This window comes from Streptomyces sp. NPDC101393 (assembly GCF_044767385.1).
Taxonomy (GTDB): Bacteria; Actinomycetota; Actinomycetes; order Streptomycetales; family Streptomycetaceae; genus Streptomyces.
In genome coordinates this window covers 318,566-334,079 of the sequence record NZ_JBIWNU010000010.1, presented here as the reverse complement: position 1 = coordinate 334,079, position 15,514 = coordinate 318,566, and the positions used below count along the sequence as shown (strand labels likewise).

16 protein-coding genes and 1 pseudogene are annotated in these 15,514 nt (G+C 67.6%); 11 read left to right on the top strand and 6 right to left on the bottom strand.

Going from position 1 to position 15,514, the window contains the following annotated elements; all coding sequences use genetic code 11:
• Positions 1-256 precede the first annotated feature (256 nt).
• The 4 genes and pseudogenes from ACIRQ7_RS30615 to ACIRQ7_RS30600 all read left to right on the top strand — a co-directional run.
• Positions 257-1,188, top strand: a pseudogene (locus ACIRQ7_RS30615) (IS5 family transposase); the annotation flags it as partial.
• Between the two features lie 61 nt (positions 1,189-1,249).
• Positions 1,250-1,396, top strand: a complete 147-nt coding sequence (locus tag ACIRQ7_RS30610; RefSeq protein ID WP_404265876.1) for a methyltransferase domain-containing protein — start codon at positions 1,250-1,252, stop codon at positions 1,394-1,396.
• Positions 1,397-1,558: 162 nt separating this feature from the next.
• Complete coding sequence (locus ACIRQ7_RS30605) at positions 1,559-2,215, top strand: hypothetical protein (RefSeq protein ID WP_404265848.1); 657 nt, start codon at positions 1,559-1,561, stop codon at positions 2,213-2,215.
• A gap of 164 nt (positions 2,216-2,379) precedes the next feature.
• Positions 2,380-3,894, top strand: coding sequence for a glutamate synthase-related protein (locus ACIRQ7_RS30600; protein ID WP_404265847.1), 1,515 nt, complete (start codon positions 2,380-2,382; stop codon positions 3,892-3,894).
• Between the two features lie 182 nt (positions 3,895-4,076).
• On the opposite strand, the gene ACIRQ7_RS30595 is transcribed toward ACIRQ7_RS30600, so the two are convergent.
• The gene (locus tag ACIRQ7_RS30595) at positions 4,077-5,762 is read right to left on the bottom strand and encodes an acetolactate synthase large subunit (protein ID WP_404265846.1); all 1,686 of its coding nucleotides are present in this window, start codon (positions 5,760-5,762) and stop codon (positions 4,077-4,079) included.
• A 49-nt stretch (positions 5,763-5,811) separates the two neighbouring features.
• The gene (locus tag ACIRQ7_RS30590; protein WP_404265845.1) at positions 5,812-5,988 is read right to left on the bottom strand and encodes a DUF6192 family protein; all 177 of its coding nucleotides are present in this window, start codon (positions 5,986-5,988) and stop codon (positions 5,812-5,814) included.
• Between the two features lie 836 nt (positions 5,989-6,824).
• Here ACIRQ7_RS30590 and ACIRQ7_RS30585 point away from each other — a divergent pair.
• The gene (locus ACIRQ7_RS30585) at positions 6,825-7,061 is read left to right on the top strand and encodes a hypothetical protein (RefSeq protein ID WP_404265844.1); all 237 of its coding nucleotides are present in this window, start codon (positions 6,825-6,827) and stop codon (positions 7,059-7,061) included.
• 65 nt (positions 7,062-7,126) lie between these two features.
• Here the strand turns inward: ACIRQ7_RS30585 and ACIRQ7_RS30580 are convergent, their stop codons facing one another.
• Positions 7,127-7,750: a TetR/AcrR family transcriptional regulator gene (locus tag ACIRQ7_RS30580; RefSeq protein ID WP_404265843.1), complete on the bottom strand. Its 624-nt coding sequence runs from the start codon at positions 7,748-7,750 to the stop codon at positions 7,127-7,129.
• A gap of 123 nt (positions 7,751-7,873) precedes the next feature.
• Between ACIRQ7_RS30580 and ACIRQ7_RS30575 the strand changes: the two genes are divergently transcribed.
• Both ACIRQ7_RS30575 and ACIRQ7_RS30570 read left to right on the top strand, forming a co-directional pair.
• Positions 7,874-9,325 (top strand): amidase, encoded by a 1,452-nt coding sequence (locus ACIRQ7_RS30575; RefSeq protein ID WP_404265842.1) that lies wholly within the window; start codon positions 7,874-7,876, stop codon positions 9,323-9,325.
• 199 nt (positions 9,326-9,524) lie between these two features.
• Positions 9,525-10,313: an alpha/beta hydrolase gene (locus ACIRQ7_RS30570; RefSeq protein WP_404265841.1), complete on the top strand. Its 789-nt coding sequence runs from the start codon at positions 9,525-9,527 to the stop codon at positions 10,311-10,313.
• On the opposite strand, the gene ACIRQ7_RS30565 is transcribed toward ACIRQ7_RS30570, so the two are convergent.
• Positions 10,257-10,829, bottom strand: coding sequence for a TetR/AcrR family transcriptional regulator (locus ACIRQ7_RS30565; protein ID WP_404265840.1), 573 nt, complete (start codon positions 10,827-10,829; stop codon positions 10,257-10,259). The genes ACIRQ7_RS30570 and ACIRQ7_RS30565 overlap by 57 nt on opposite strands.
• Before the next feature lie 63 nt (positions 10,830-10,892).
• Here ACIRQ7_RS30565 and ACIRQ7_RS30560 point away from each other — a divergent pair, with 63 nt between their 5' ends.
• Complete coding sequence (locus ACIRQ7_RS30560; RefSeq protein ID WP_404265839.1) at positions 10,893-11,861, top strand: SDR family NAD(P)-dependent oxidoreductase; 969 nt, start codon at positions 10,893-10,895, stop codon at positions 11,859-11,861.
• 45 nt (positions 11,862-11,906) lie between these two features.
• On the opposite strand, the gene ACIRQ7_RS30555 is transcribed toward ACIRQ7_RS30560, so the two are convergent.
• Positions 11,907-12,311 (bottom strand): hypothetical protein, encoded by a 405-nt coding sequence (locus ACIRQ7_RS30555; protein WP_404265838.1) that lies wholly within the window; start codon positions 12,309-12,311, stop codon positions 11,907-11,909.
• Positions 12,312-12,613: 302 nt separating this feature from the next.
• Between ACIRQ7_RS30555 and ACIRQ7_RS30550 the strand changes: the two genes are divergently transcribed.
• From ACIRQ7_RS30550 to ACIRQ7_RS30540, 3 genes are read left to right on the top strand one after another with little or no spacing between them, the layout of a single operon-like run.
• Positions 12,614-13,417, top strand: coding sequence for an alpha/beta fold hydrolase (locus ACIRQ7_RS30550; protein WP_404265837.1), 804 nt, complete (start codon positions 12,614-12,616; stop codon positions 13,415-13,417).
• Entirely contained in the window at positions 13,417-14,706 is a 1,290-nt protein-coding gene (locus ACIRQ7_RS30545; protein ID WP_404265836.1) for a PP2C family protein-serine/threonine phosphatase, read from the top strand. The genes ACIRQ7_RS30550 and ACIRQ7_RS30545 overlap by 1 nt, the downstream gene beginning before the upstream one ends.
• On the top strand, positions 14,703-15,026 hold the full coding sequence (locus ACIRQ7_RS30540) for an STAS domain-containing protein (RefSeq protein WP_404265835.1): 324 nt from the start codon (positions 14,703-14,705) through the stop codon (positions 15,024-15,026). Before ACIRQ7_RS30545 ends, ACIRQ7_RS30540 begins: the two co-directional genes overlap by 4 nt.
• A 106-nt stretch (positions 15,027-15,132) precedes the next feature.
• Here ACIRQ7_RS30540 and ACIRQ7_RS30535 read toward each other — a convergent pair whose 3' ends face one another.
• Positions 15,133-15,261 (bottom strand): LPFR motif small protein, encoded by a 129-nt coding sequence (locus tag ACIRQ7_RS30535; RefSeq protein ID WP_393890695.1) that lies wholly within the window; start codon positions 15,259-15,261, stop codon positions 15,133-15,135.
• Positions 15,262-15,514 lie beyond the last annotated feature (253 nt).

The window sequence follows — 15,514 nt, the reverse complement described above, 5'->3', positions numbered from 1 at the left end:
GCGGTGGGAACCCAATGCCGTTTACTTGAGGCGGTCGCTGCGGTCGCCGTGCTGCGGGCGGACTTGGGCTTCTTCGAGCCGTGCCAGCGGCCGACCGCGGCCGCGTGTTGGACGGTGGTCCTCAACAACATGATGCGACAGGAGACGGCATGGCCTACGTCCTGCCCTTGCGCGCACCAGGGGGGCCGCGAATGTGGACCGTGGTGGACTGCGCCTAGGGGGTGTGTCTTCGATCAGGTAGTTCGTTGTCCTGGGCATGCTCAGCAGAGGGGATCTGACGGACGGCGAGTGGGCAGTGCTGGAGCCGCTGCTGCCGGTGAGCAACAACCGGTGCGGCCGGTGGCGAAACCACCGGCAAGTGATCAACGGCATCATTCATCGGCTCAGCACCGGGGTTCAGTGGCGTGAACTGCCCGAACGCTTCGGCTCATGGAAGACCGTCCACAAGCGGTATCTTCTGTGGTCGGCCGACGGCACCTGGGAGATGCTCCTTCAACACGCCCAAGCCGCTGCCGATGTCGAGGGGGACCTCGACTGGAACGTCAACGTCCACTCCACATCCGTGCGCGCCCACCAGCATGCCGCCGGTGCCCTCAAGAAGCCGCCGCCTGCCCCCGCCGGCTCCTCAAAAGAGGCGCCACGAAGATCAATTCACCTGCGCGCGAACATCGGCCTGCGGCTCCGGCCGGAGGAGGCGGTGCGCCGGGCGAGGCTCTCGGCCGTTCCCGCGGCGGGCTGACCACCAAGATCCACGTAGCCGCGGAGGGCCGTTGCCGCCCGTTGTCCCTGCTCATCACGCCGGGGCAGCGGGCGGACTGCACTCAGTTCGAACCGGTCATGGACAAGATCCGCGTCCCCCGCACAGGAGTCGGGCGACCACTCCGCATCCCGGACAGCGTCTCCGCCGACAAGGCGTACAGCAACCGCACGATCCGTACTTACCTCCGCAAGCGCGGGATCCGGCACGTGATCCCCGAGAAGAAGGACCACAAGACCGCCCGCCTGCGGCGGGGGTCACGTGGTGGACGCCCGCCGGGCTTTGACAAAGCGCGATACAAAGATCGCAACACGGTGGAGCGGACGATCAACAAGCTCAAGCAGTTCAGAGCGGTCGCCACCCGCTATGCCAAGCGCGGATACGTCTTCCTCGGCACTGTCACCGCCGCCGCACTCCTCATCTGGCTCCGGCAAGGGCGCCACGTCGGTGTTCTTGGCCCGCGAGTACGGCGCCCAGGTCGTTGCGGCCGACTTGCGGATCGCCCCTGAGGACGCGGCAACCGTCTTCGCCGATGCGGGTGTTGGCGACCAGGTGACGGCCGTGCGAGCTGAGGCGCACACCCTGCCGTTCGAGGAGGAGAGCTTCGACGCCATCGTGAGCGTGGGCGCGTTCGAGTGAGCGGAGCTGGGCCCTCCCTCGGCGCCTGCCAGGCCAGGGCCGGTGCGGCCGATCCCGATCAATCTCTCCCGCGGTACGCCGAGCACGTCATACCCGGACCGGCGACCGCCGGGCTTTCCTGCACCTCACCATCTCGTACAGGAGTTGAATGTGCCGAGGAACATGCGCATCGCCAATCTCAACGCCTACAAGCTCAGCCCCACCACACGGAACACTCGCTCTTGGGCAGCGCGAGTCACCACCATTCAGGAGATAGCTCCTGACATCCTCGCCCTGCAGGGGTTCATCCTGGACGAAAGGGGAACCGGCCGCGACCGCTGGGAGAGCGAAGCCGCCTCGCTTATCCAAGACCTGTCCGAAGAATGCGGCCTGAGTGCTTCCGTGCGCGTCAGCGCCGGCCATCCGCACGGCACGGCCATGGCGGCAAACTGGCACCGTCCATGGTGGACCGCGTTGATGTGGAACCCCCACACCGTCGATGTAGCCGAAGGGTCATACCGCCCCTTCGGCGCCCCCGATTATTGGCATGGCTGCACCACAGCCCGCTTCGACGTCGGAGCCAAAGTTCCGGTCCTCATGGCCAGCTACCACGGGGACCCCTTCCGACCGGACTACCGCTACAACGAGGCGCTCCGACTCAAGGGCACCATCTGTACGACGGGTGGTGTCCGGCCCGCCCTCTGCATGGGGGACTTCAACTCGATCTGGATCAGGGCCCCCTCCCGACACCGTTGGGAAGTCGACTTGAGCGAATCCATCGACAAGCGGAGCTTCTCCGTGATCGCCGGTAAGGACGACCACCAACTGACGGTCAGCTGAAACGCCACCCTCAAGAAGGTCTCCGGCCTCGGCCTCAGCCCCTGCGCCCGCTTCCCCGACCGCGCGCAAGAGGAGATTCCTTCGCCGCCCTCCCGTGGCATTTCGCTGGCGTGGGGTAGCCGGTCGTGGTGAGGTTCGGCCAGTCGAGGAGAGGAACGTCTTTCATGCGTGCTCGGAACATAGGCGCGTCAGCCGCCACGGCGTTGGCGCTGGTGGCCGCCCGCGACCTCGTGCAGAAGAAGCACGCACTGCTGAGGAACTTCCCCGTGCTGGGGCACGCCAGGTACTTGCTGGAGAAGATCGGCCCCGAGCTGCGGCAGTACGTCGTGACGTCCAACGACGAGGAACGGCCCTTCAGCCGTGACCAGCGCAGCTGGATCTACGCGTCGGCGAAGGAGGAGAACAACTACTTCGGGTTCGGCACCGACGACGACGTCGAGCATGAGCAGGGTCACGCGTACGTGAAGCAGCGCACGTTCGCCGGTCGGCTGCCCGATCTGCGCGACGCGCAGGCGCCGTTGCCCTCGGCAAAGGTGCTCGGCGGACCACGAGGCCGCGCGAAGGCGTTCCGTCCAGCGAGTGTCGTCAACATCTCGGCGATGAGCTTCGGCTCGCTGTCCGGCGCGGCCGTCACGGCACTCAACAAGGGTGCGGCGCTGGCCGGGACGATGCACAACACCGGCGAGGGCGGCCTGTCGCCTTACCACCTCAACGGTGGCGAACTCGTCCTCCAGATCGGTACGTCGTACTTCGGCTGCCGCAACGAGGACGGGACGTTCAACCTCGACAACCTCAAGTCCGTGGTCGCGAGCGGGCCCGTGAAGGCGATCGAGATCAAGCTCTCGCAGGGTGCGAAGCCGGGGCTCGGCGGCATGCTGCCGGGTGCGAAGGTGACCGACGAGATCGCCGGGATCCGCGACATCCCCGCGGGCAAGGACTGCGCGTCGCCGTCGCGGCACACCGCGTTCCACGACGTGGACTCGATGCTTGACTTCGTGGAACTGCTCGCCACGGAGACCGGATTGCCCGTCGGGATCAAGAGCGCCATCGGGGAAATGGGCTTCTGGGAGGAACTCGCCACCCTGATGGAGCGAGGTGATCGAGGGGTCGACTTCGTGACCGTCGACGGAGGCGAGGGCGGCACCGGGGCTGCTCCCCTGATCTTCGCCGACTCGGTGTCCCTGCCGTTCCGCATGGGCTTCTCCCGCGTCTACAGCGTGTTCGCCGCGCGCGGGCTGACCGACGACATCACCTTCATCGGCTCCGGCAAGCTCGGCCTGCCCGAAAACGCCGTCGTCGCGTTCGCCCTCGGCGTCGACATGGTCAACGTGGGCCGTGAGGCGATGCTGTCCATCGGCTGCATCCAGGCGCAGAAGTGCCACACCGACGCATGCCCCACCGGCATCGCCACTCAGAACCCGTGGCTGACGCGCGGCATCGACGCACCCTCGAAGGCCATCCGGGCCGCGGGCTACCTGCGCACCCTGCGCAGGGAGTTGCTGAGGGTCTCGGGCGCCGTCGGCGTCGCCCATCCCTCGCTCATCACCCCCACCGACATCGACATCCTCAACGGCGACTACGACGCCCGCACCCTGGCGAGCGTCTACGGCTACAAGGACGGCTGGGGCTCGCTCGGCCCCAAGCTCGCCGATGAGATCACCGAGCTGCTCACTGCCTGAGCACGTCCTTGCCCCCTCGTCGGGTATGCGGAGATACGACTGCGGCCTGATCAGCACGCGACGTCACGAGTTTGCGCAGTCCTGTCCGGGGCGGTCCTCGGGACGGGACGCTGCGCGCGAGGCGTGACAGCGGCCCGGGCAGCGCGGCCCGTACGGGGGGCGGGCCGCGCCGCGCGGGCGGGTCAGAGCGCCGAGTCGAGGTGCCCGAGGTGCTCGATGAGGTTCATGTTCTCGGCGTAATCCACCGGGCAGTTGATGATCGACACGCCCGGGTCCGCCAGTGCCTCACGGAGCGTCGGCAGCAGGTCCCCGGCGGACTCGATGTGGTAGCCCTTCGCGCCGAAGCTGCGGGCGTACTGGACGATGTCCGGATTGCCGAAGTCGGTGTTGGAGTTCTCCCCGACCTCCAGGTCCATCTTCCACTTGATGAGCCCGTAGCCGTTGTCCTGCCAGATCAGCACGGTCAGCGGGATGTTCTCGCGGACAGCCGTCTCGATCTCCTGGGAGTGCATGAGGAACGAGCCGTCGCCGACCGCCGCCAGCACCTTCGTCTGTGGCCTGGCGAGCTGGACCGCGAGCGCGCCGGGCAGCGAGAAGCCCATGGTGGACAAGCCGTTGGAGATGAGGCAGGTGTTCGGCGCGTACGTCGGGTAGAGCCGGGCCATCCACATCTTCAGCGCGCCGGTGTCGACCAGCACGATGTCGTCGCGACCGAGCGCGGCGCGGGTGTCGGCGATGACGCGCTGCGGGGCGAGCGGGTAGCGCTCGTCCGCGGCGCCCTGCTCGAGTTCCTTGGCCAGCAGCGCGCGGGTGGCCGTGGTGTCCTCGTCGTCGATGGTCCACCGCAGGCCGTCGAGTGCGGTGGAGAGGGCGTCGAGGGAGGCGGCGATGTCGCCGATGATGCCGACATCGACCGAGTAGCTGTCGTCCACCTCCGCCGGGAAGCGGTGGATGTGGATGATCTTCTTGTCGCCGTCCGGGTTGATCCGGGACGGGTCGAACTCCTGCAGCTCGTAGCCGACGGCGATGATGACGTCGGCCTCCTCGAACCCGAAGTTGGTGTAGTCGCGCCGCATGAAGCCGAACGTGCCGGTCGCGCACGGGTGGTCGTCGGGCAGGACGCCCTTGCCGTGGAAGGTGGTCGCCGTCGACACGTCGAGTGCGGTAGCGAACGCCGTCAGCGACTCCTCGGCGCCGCCGCGCGCCGCGCCGTGTCCGGCGAGGATCACCGGCCGGCGGGCCTCCCGCAGCAGCTCCACCGCCCGCTTGATCTGCTTCGGGGACGGCGCCTCGGGCTGCACGACGTCCCTGCGCAGCGGGCGCAGGTCCGAGCCGTCCGTCGCCTCGTCGACATCCTCGGGCACGGCGAGGTAGACGGCGCCGGGCCGCTCGGACTCCGCGGTCTTGAACGCGCGCCGCACCATCTCTGGGATGGCCCGGGTGGCCGGGACGTCCGCCGACCACTTCGTGACCGGCGCGAACATGCTCACCAGGTCCACGAACTGGTGGGACTCCTTGTAGTTGCGCTCCTTGCCAACCTGCGCGGAGATCGCGACGACGGGCGTGCTGTTCGTCATGGCGTCGGCGACGCCCAGCATCAGGTTGATCGCGCCGGGCCCCAGCGTCGCGGACATCACACCCGCCGAGCCGGTGAGCCGGCCGTGCATCTCCGCCATGAAGGACGCGGCCTGCTCGTGCCGGGTGAGGACGTAGCGGATCTTCTCCGAGCGGGCGAGGGCGTTGGTGAAACGGATGTTCTCCTCGCCGGGCACGCCGAACACCACCTCGACGCCCTCGTTCTCCAGGCAGCGCACCAGGAGTTCGGCCGCTCCGTCGGGGGTCTGCTTCCGGTGCTCGGCGTCGCTCACGCTGATCGTGTCCTCTCCCTGGTTTCGGCCGCGCCGATGGGCGGACCGGTCAGTCGTCTACCCCGGCCCACCGCTCGGACTCCTGCGGACCGGGTCTTACGAGCCAGACCCTCGGATTCTTGATCGCCGCCCAGCGTTCCTCGTCGTCAGAGACCGCAGCCAGGGTCTGGTGGGTGCTGGACGCCATTCCAGAGCATCGGTGCCGCTCAGGCCACCGGCTGGCCACCCACCGATACGACTTCAGGGTGTTGTAGGAACGTCAATGATCAGTCGCAGCAGGTCAGGAAGCTCAAGATTCTTTTCCACGCCGGATGTCTATCACCGTGCTCCAGTGATCGGACAGCGATTTTCACAGTCGCCGCCGGTTAGCCATTGCGGACGTCCTCGCCTCCCACCGCCCGCCTAAAGCAACGGCATTGCGGTGGGAACCCCCTGTGCAGTGCGGTGCCTGACGGCAGTCCGCCAGAACCAGAAGCCGGCCTCAGTCGCCTGAGGGGAGGTAGGCGCCGATGGGCGCCCGTCAGTCCGCAGCAGGCGGGGCGTGATCGGCCGACTCGGCGGCCCCTCATGAGCAGCCGAATTTGCTCGCGCGTCCAGCCGGTGATGCGTGCCACTTCGGCCTGGTCGCCTCGCTCGATGTCCTGGCGCATGGCGGCAACGGGCTTCGGCGCGCAGGTCGGTTCGGGGCTGCCCACGGGCCGCTGAATGACCGCGGGCAGGGCGCAGGGAACTGGCGCCGGGGTGAGTGGGGGCCGGCGGCCTCACCAGGGTGTTCTGTACGGGCACCTGGTGGTCAGTGGGGATCGTCGCCTCTCTCGTCCAGGTGCGCTGTGCACCGGTGCCGCGCCCCTTTGGCGCGACCGGGTGCCACCATCCGGCGCCTGCTCCCCCGGATCGAGTTTCGCGAATCTGCCAAAAACCCACGTCAGAGGGCGGGTTGAGCAAGATTCGCGAGCAGTGGACCACGGAGCGCAGCGGTGCTACTTGCGGTGGCGAGCAGCACCACAGACGGCTACCGCCCTGGACCAGGTCGACGAGGCAACGCGGGATATGTTCACGCCGATGCGACCCCTCGGCCTGAAGTGGACCGAGGCCGACCTCGCCGACGAGGCGCTCGCATCCGCCGAACGGATCCTGCACAAGATCCCCGACCACAAGCTCGCGTCGGAGCCCCAGAAGCTCGAGTACCAGGTCAAGGAGCTCAAGACCAGCGCGCCAGTAATAGGCGAAGGTGACCAGCGAGAACGAGGATCGTCCAGGTCCCTGTTCCCGCTCCGGTCAAAGAAGCTTTCCAGGTGAGCGGGGGCGCCAGGTCACACTCGCATGCCCACGTCGAGCGGTGGCCGGGCGGGCGGCGCGGGCGGTCAGTTGGCCGCCCTGTGTGCGCCGAGGTGGGAGCGGTGCCGGTCCACGATTCCCTCGACGATCTTCATCAGGCGGTCTCCCGTCTGTTCGATGCTTCCGTTCTGTGTGCTGACCTGTGCCCCTTCGAGTACGAAGGTGATCTCGGCCGCGGCCTGTCCGGGGTCGGGCATCTGGGCTTGGGTGCACATGTCGATCAGTCGGCGGGTCTGGTGGGCCTTGTGGTCCTCGATCACTTGCCGCGCCGGATGACGGCGGTCGGGCAGCTCGGCGAGGGAGTTGATGAACGGGCAGCCCCTGTATGAGATCGCCGGCAGCCCCTCGGCGATGAAGCGGGCCAGGCCCAGAATCTGCTCCTCGGGCCGGTCGGGGTATTCGGTTTCCACGCGGTCGAAGGCCGCCTGATAGTCCGCGGCGACGATCCGCAGCCACTCCGCGACCAGCGCGTCCTTGGTCTCGAAGTGCCGGTAGATCGCCATTTTGGTGGTCTCGGCCTTGTCGGCGATTGTCTGGACCCCCACCTGCCGGATCCCTTCCCTCTGGAAGAGCTCTTCGGCCGCGTCGAGAATGCGCTCACGAGGCGGCAGCTTCGCCACTCTGCTTGGCCTTCTGAGGGTCGATGCCATGACTACTCCGTCACTCCGGTCGATCGTGCGGGTCACCGCCTCTCTCACGGTACCAGTCCGACCCCTTCGATACCGTCGGGTATCGTTCGGTACTCGAAGGTATTGTTCTTGTCAGGAGTGGCAGTGAGAGTTTCTGAGTACGTGAGCTTCGACGCGGTCGGGCTGGCGGAGCTGGTGGCCAAGGGCGAGGTACTCCCCGCGGAACTGGAGGCAGCCGCACGCGAGGCCGTACAGGCAGTTGATCCGCGGATCAACGCCGTTGTGGAGACCTGGCTGACCGACGACGAACCTGTCCCCGGCAGCACGCCACTGGCCGGCGTCCCTTTTCTGATCAAAGACATCGCGGTGGCCATGGCCGGGAAGCGTATGGAGCTGGGAAGCCGCCTGGCGGCCGGTAACGTCGCCGGCGCCGACTCCTCGCTGATGCAGCGCTTCCGGCACGCGGGCCTCGTGACGTTCGGGCGCACCGCGACACCGGAGATGGCCTATGGCATCTCGACGGAATCAGCGTTGTACGGCGCGACCCGCAACCCGTGGGACCTGGAGCGCAGCGCGGGCGGATCCAGTGGAGGCGCGGCCGCCGCTGTCGCCGCCGGGATGGTCCCGGTCGCCCATGGCACCGACGCCGCCGGATCGCTCCGTATCCCCGCCGCCTACAACGGCCTCTTCGGGATCAAGCCCACCCGTGGCCGGGTCTCCATGGGGCCCGACGTCGACGAGGTCTTCAACGGCCTGGCCGTGCACGGCAGCGTCAGCCGCACCGTACGCGACAGTGCGGTACTGCTCGACCAGATACGCGGCCCGGAATCGGGCGACCCCTACTTCGCCCAGCAGCCGTCACGGCCGTACGCGGAAGAAGTCACCCGTCATCCGGGCTCGTTGCGAATCGGTGTCCTCACCCAGGCGTGGGGCGGACGCCGTACTACCGCACCGGTGGCCGACGCCCTCTCCCGCACCGTGCGGTTGCTTGAATCCCTCGGCCACCAGGTGAACGAGGTTGAGGTCGACCTCGGCGCCGACTGGGAGGAATTCGTCCTGGCCAACGCCCGACTCATGACGGTGAACCTCACCACCCTGGCCGACGGGCTGGCCGCCGCCTTCGGCCGTCCCGTCGACTCCTCGACCCTTGAGCCGACGACCCTTGCCGGCTACCACTACGGGCAGCGGGTCAGCGGCGCGCAGTTCCTCACCGCTCTCGCGATGCGGAACCGGGTGGCCCGAAGCCTGGCGCGGTACTTCGACACGTACGACATCCTCCTCACGCCGACCCTGCCGGAGCCTCCCGTGTCTCTGGGCACTCATACGGAGGGTGCGGAGACACTGGACGGTCTCGGCTGGATCGAGCGCATCAATGACCTGTCGCCGTTCACCATGCCGTTCAACGTGGCAGGCACGCCCGCCATGTCCGTACCCGTGACGGCCGACGCCGGGACGGGGCTTCCGATCGGTATGCAGTTCGCCGCCGGATACGGTCTCGAAGGCCGGCTCTTCCGCCTCGCCGGACAACTCGAACAGGCAAGTCCATGGTCAGGCCGAACCCCCACGGTGTGGGCAGGGAACCACCCAGCCCGCTGAGGAACGCTCCTGGCACGCCACAGAGAGACATCGACGGATTCTCGCCGGTCCCAGGACCGAAAACTCTCGCGGCGCACAGGACGGATGCCCTCAATGCCGAGGCGAAGCCGCGGGTATTGCCGACCTCGGCGTTCATTGAGACCTCAACGGTCGTGACATCGCGAGGCATGAACAGAGACCCACTGAAGGAGTGTCCGCCATGGTTGAGCGCATCGACGTGCGCATTCCCCTGCCCGACGGCATCGAACTGGCCGCCTGGCTGCTCCTTCCCGAGAACACCGAGAAACGGTTACCCGCCATCACCATGGCCCACGGTTTCGGCGGCCCCCGCCATCACGGCATCGAGCACACAGCCCGCCGATTCAGCGAGGCCGGTTACGCGGTTCTCCTCCACGACCATCGCAACTTCGGCGATAGCGGCGGCACACCTCGCCAGGACATCGACCCCTACCAGCAGATCGCGGACTGGCGATGGGCGATCTCCTACCTCGGCACACGCCGGGAAATCCACGAACAGCGCATCGGCATCTGGGGATTCAGCTACGCCGGTGGTCACGCCCTGGTCCTCGGCGCCACCGACCGCCGCATCAAAGCCGTTTACGCCCAGGCCCCCACCGTCAGCGGCTACGAGACCGGACTGCGCCGCGTCCCGGCCCACGAGGTACGCGCCCTGGAAGAGCGCTTCCACCAAGACGAACGCGACCAGCCGAATTCGAGCGGTAAGGAACAGCCTCTGCCCGGGAGCTCCACTCACTGCGGCCACGCCAGACGCCTGGCGGGGCCGATGATCGTGCGGCCACGCAATCAAGGACCGCACACACCGAACGACTGCTTCCACGAGGCCTTGCGTGCGCCGGCAAGCTCGGCCTCGACGGGCGGCCGGCCCGTCGCTGTCCGAGACCGCCGGTCCTACGGGAGACCGGGAGCGCTTCTAGCGCACCAGGAGATCGATGGCGACCTTCAGCCGGTCGAGGTAGAACTCCCTTGATGCGGCTTGATGCTTGAGGCCGATCGATGCGCTGATCATCGTCTGTGCGACCAAGGGGGCCGCGTCTCGTCCTGACTTGACGGCGATTGCGTCTGTGATCAATTCCTCGAAACGTCGCGGTGTGGTTTCGACGATCTCTCCGAGGAGGCCGGGGTTGTCCTCGATGACAGCCGCGACGTCGCGCGTCAGCGGGCCGATGTAGCGGCCTGCCCACTGGTCGAACGCTTCAACGAGGCGCTCTGAAATGGGGCGTTCGGTATCGGCCAGGACGTGTTCGACCACTGTGATGTCCCGCTCCAGGGCCTGGGTGACCGCGGCACGGAACAGAGTCTCCTTCGAGGAGAAGAGAAAGTAGAGCCCGGGCCGGGAGATGTCCGCCGCCCGCGCCACTTCTTCCATCGAGGTCTTCCGGTAACCGAATCGCGCGAACGTGACCATCGCGGAGTCCAGAACCAGGGTCCGGCGATCGGTATCGGCGACTGTCGACGGCGGGTGGCCGGCATCGGGACTACTCATGGAACGAGCATACGATCGAGAACCGAACTATACAAATACAGTCTAGTACGTATAGTCGGTGCCGTGACTCACGCACTCATCTCCACGCCCTTCGCTGCCTCCAGCACCGCGGACGAGGTGCTGCGAGGCGTCGATCTCGCCGGTATCCGCGCGATCGTGACGGGAGCTTCTTCCGGACTCGGGACCGAGACAGCGCGTGCGTTGGCCGCTGCCGGGGCGGAAGTGACGCTCGCTGTCCGGAACACGGCTGCGGGTGACGCCCTCGCTGAGACGATCGAGAAGTCGACCGAAGGGATCCGTCCCCGAGTCGTCCGGCTCGACCTTGCCGAGAGGAGCTCCGTCACACGATTCGTCGACGCGTGGCGCGGCCCGCTTCAGCTGCTGATCAACAACGCTGGCGTGGTCACCGGTGGCCTTGAACGGACGCACGAAGGCTGGGAACTGCAATTCGCGACAAACCATCTTGGCCACTTCGCCCTGGCCAGCGGCCTTCATGACGCCCTGGCTCTGGGAGCGGCCGACCGTGATGGAGCACGGATCGTCTCGGTCAGTTCGACGGCTCACATGCGTTCCGGCATCAACTTCGACGACCTCCACTTCGAGCGTCGCAGCTACGACCCGCAGACTGCCTACGCCCAGTCGAAGACGGCGAACTCTCTCTTCGCCGTCGAGGCGACCCGTCTCTGGGCGTCCGACGGCATCGTCGCCAATGCGGTGAACCCCGGCGGCATCGCGACAGGATTGCAGCGGAACTTCACAACCGAACAGAAGGAGTCGCTCGCCGCGGCCGAGGCCGCCGGAGTCTTCACCTATAAGACGGTCGAGCAGGGGGCCGCAACCAGCATCGTCGCGGCCGTCGCCCCAGAGTTCGCTCACTCCGGAGGCCACTACCTCGACGATGCGCAAGAGGCCTACACCGTGCCGGACGACGCCGACCTCGCGCAGCACCCACACGGTGTCAAGGAATGGGCGCTCGATCCCGCCATCGCCAAGCGCCTCTGGACTGCCTCGACCGACCTACTCCGCGCCTGATCTCTCGACGTCGCGCAGATTCTCGCCATGGCCGAGCTCGATAGATCAGAGGCTCCGGTCGGCCGTTCTCAACACGCTGGACTTGACAGAGAAGTCCCCAGCCAGCCGCCCCCGCAGCTCATCCAGGCACACCACCCAGTCGCCCGGGTAGAGGCGAGCGAAGCGGCGCGCGGGCTCAACGAGGGGGTGCCGCTCGGGCGGGGTCCCGCAGGTCCTGGGCCGGTCCTCAAGGGACGCGGTGATCTCCAACCAGTGGGCCAGCGCGATCGAGGCCTGCGGGTCGAGCGCGGCCATGTGCGCGGCTGGGGCGAACGCCTGGGCATGCGTGTCTGCGCTTCCGGCGTAGGCGAACGAGGCGATCGCGGCGCCGCCAATGGTGCCGTCCGGCGCGACGTCGCCCGGCGTGAACCCGCTCACCACCAGGCCACCGGTCTCGTCCTGGGCCACCATCCACCGCTCGTCAGAGGTCGCCGCGGCCTCTGTGCGTGACGGCGGAGCAGGGCCGCGGCTCCCGCAACACCCCCTCGTCATCCCTTCCCCTTCCGGCGGGAACGACTCGATGGCTCTTGCCGGAAAGGCGGCCCGCCCCGACTTCGCAGCCCGCATCGAAACCATCACGCACACCACAGACCGACTCCGCCAGGCCGGCAACACCCCTGACTGAAGCCACCACCTCAGTGGAGATGCTGGGCGGGCCTTTGGGCGATCGGACCCTGTCGGAGCCGCGATCGAGGTCTGGGAGACTCCCAAGTATGGATATCGAGCGCAGGAACAACGTCACCGTCACCGGCAACCCGCAGGGGCGAGCAGTAGTCCTGGCCCACGGATTCGGGTGCGATCAGAACATGTGGCGGCTCACGGTGCCTGCCCTGGCCGAGGACTACCGGGTGGTCCTGTTCGACTACGTGGGTTCGGGCCGCTCGGATCTGTCCGCGTTCTCGGAGGACCGTTACGCCTCTCTGGAGGGGTATGCCCGCGATGTGGTGGAGGTGTGCGACGGGCTCGACCTACGCGATGCGGTGTTCGTGGGGCACTCGGTCAGCGCGATGATCGGGGTGCTGGCCGCCGGAATGGCTCCGGAGCGTCTCGGGGCACTGGTGATGGTCGCTCCCTCTCCGCGGTACATCGACGACGACGGCTACCGGGGCGGGTTCAGCGAGGAGGACATCAACGAGCTCCTGGAGTCACTGGAGTCGAATTACCTGGGCTGGTCGGCAGCGATGGCCCCGGTGATCATGGGCAATGCGGAGCGGCCCGAGCTCGGTGAGGAGCTGACGAACAGCTTCTGCGCCACGGATCCGGATATGGCGCGCGTCTTCGCCCGGACCACCTTCCTGTCGGACTCCAGGGACGAGCTGAAGAGTGTGAGGGTGCCGACCCTGATTCTGGAGTGCACCCAGGACGTCATCGCCCCCCGCGAGGTCGGCGCCTTCGTCCACCAGGCAATCCCCGGCTCAACGCTGGTCACTCTCGATGCGACCGGGCATTGCCCGCATCTGTCCGCGCCCGAAGCAACCAACGAGGAGATCACCGGTTTCCTGGCAGGCCTACGGTGATGTGCCGCGCCGGGCAGCAGCCCGACCCGCATGGTGCCGACGGCAAAGAAACCACCTCGGGTGCGGCGTTCGCCGCGCTGCTGGAGGACAGCGCCGAGGAACTCTACGAGAGCGCGCCGTGCGGATATCTGTCGACGCTGATGGACGGCACCATCGCGAAGATCAACGCCACGCTGCTGGGATGGCTCGGCCTGGAGACGGAGGCGGTGGTGGGCCGGATGCGGTTCTCCGACCTGCTGACCGTGGGCGGCAAGATGTACCACGAGACACACTTCGCGCCGCTGCTGCGGATGAAGGGTGAGATCGGCGGCATCGCCCTGGAGATCAAACAGGCCGGCGGCGGCCGTATGCCGGTGCTGGTCTCCGCCGTGGTCAAGCGCAGCGGTAGCGGCGAGCCGCTGCTGATCCGCGCCACGGTCTTCGACGCGCGAGACCGCCGCGCCTATGAGAAGGAACTTCTGCGCGGCCGGAAAGAGGCCGAAGAGGCACGCAGACAGGCGGATGCCGACCGCGCCCGGCTGCAGGATGCCCTCGCCGTGCTCCAGCAGTCGCTGCTGCCCGCAACCCTGCCGCCGGTACCGGGGGTTGAGGTGGCCGCCCACTACCACACCGCCTCCCCTGACCGACTCGGCGGCGACTTCTACGACGTCTTTCCCGTCGACGAAAAACGGTTCGGCTTCTTCCTCGGCGATGTGTGTGGCAAGGGCCCCCGAGCCGCTGCGGTCACGTCGCTGACCCGCTACACCCTGCGCGCCGCCGCTCTGCACGACCCCGACCCCGTCTCCGCCCTGACCACCCTCAACAAGGTGCTGCACGAGCGCTACGCCGGCGGTGACCCGCGCTACTGCACCGCCATCTTCGGCACCATCGAGCCAAACCCCGCCACCGGGCACGTCGCCATCCACCTCGCCTCAGGCGGCCACCCGCCGGCCCTCATCCTGCGCGCCGATGGCACAGCCGACTTCCTGCCCACTCCCGGCGGCCTCCTCGTCGGCATCCTGCCCGCCGCGCACTTCACCTCCGCGACCACCGTCCTCGCCCCCGGCGACACTCTCCTGCTCTACACCGACGGCATCACGGAAGCCCGTATCGGCGAAGACCGCACCACCTTGTACGGGGACGAGGCCTTGCGCGCCTTCGCCGCCGGCCACGCCGGAGAGTCCTCACATGCCGTTATTGAGGCCTTGTCCGGCCTGCTGGACGACTTCGGCGACGGTCTCGACGACGACACCGCCCTGCTTGCCCTCGGCGTCCCCGCGCCCGGCCCTACGACGACCAACCCACAATGAACAGGCTGGAGGTCACCGCCCGAGACACCACAACCGGCACCGTTCTGGAGATCCGCGGCGAACTCGACCACACCACCGCCGCCGAGCTGCGTGAAGTGCTCACCACGCTCACCCTCCAGCCAGGACAACGCCTCCTCCTGGACCTGGCCGGCATGCAATTCTGCGACTCCAGCGGCATTGCCGCCCCGATCGCCGCCCGCAAGCACGCCAACACGCCCGGGCAGAGATCGCACTCGCCGCCGTCCCCGCCCACATTCTGCGCATCGTCGGCCTCGACCAACTCTTCGCTGTCCTCCCCGGCAGCGACGCCGCGCTCCTGACCCGCGAGGACCAGCACTCCCGCCGATACGCCGCAAGCCCGGCTGGACGGGGGTACCAGCCGGGCTTGGACTTCGAGGGCTCCGCGCGTCGACGCGCGGACGCCTGTCAGTGGTGTCCGTGGGCGGAGCTCGAGGCGCCGCCGAACAGCCGGGCCACGGCCCGGAACGGCAGGGTGACGACGGTAGCGATGGCCCCGCCGATCGATCGAAGTACATCTGCGATTGCCGTCAACACGGTGAACCTCCATCTCCCACCGGCGCAGTGCGCCGGATCTGGCTTGCCGCTGCACGATCGATCACCGGGCGGGTGCCCGGGGACCGGCCCAGAAACGTTCGTCCAGCTCACGCCGCCTGATGCTCCTCCACGGATTCAAGGATCTTGGTCTGTGGCGTCCCGACGGGTGCGGGAGGTTCCCGCTCGACGACCCGGCCTTTCCTTGGAGCGTGGTCATACTGCCTCCCGAGACAGACGACAGTGCCTCTCTTCC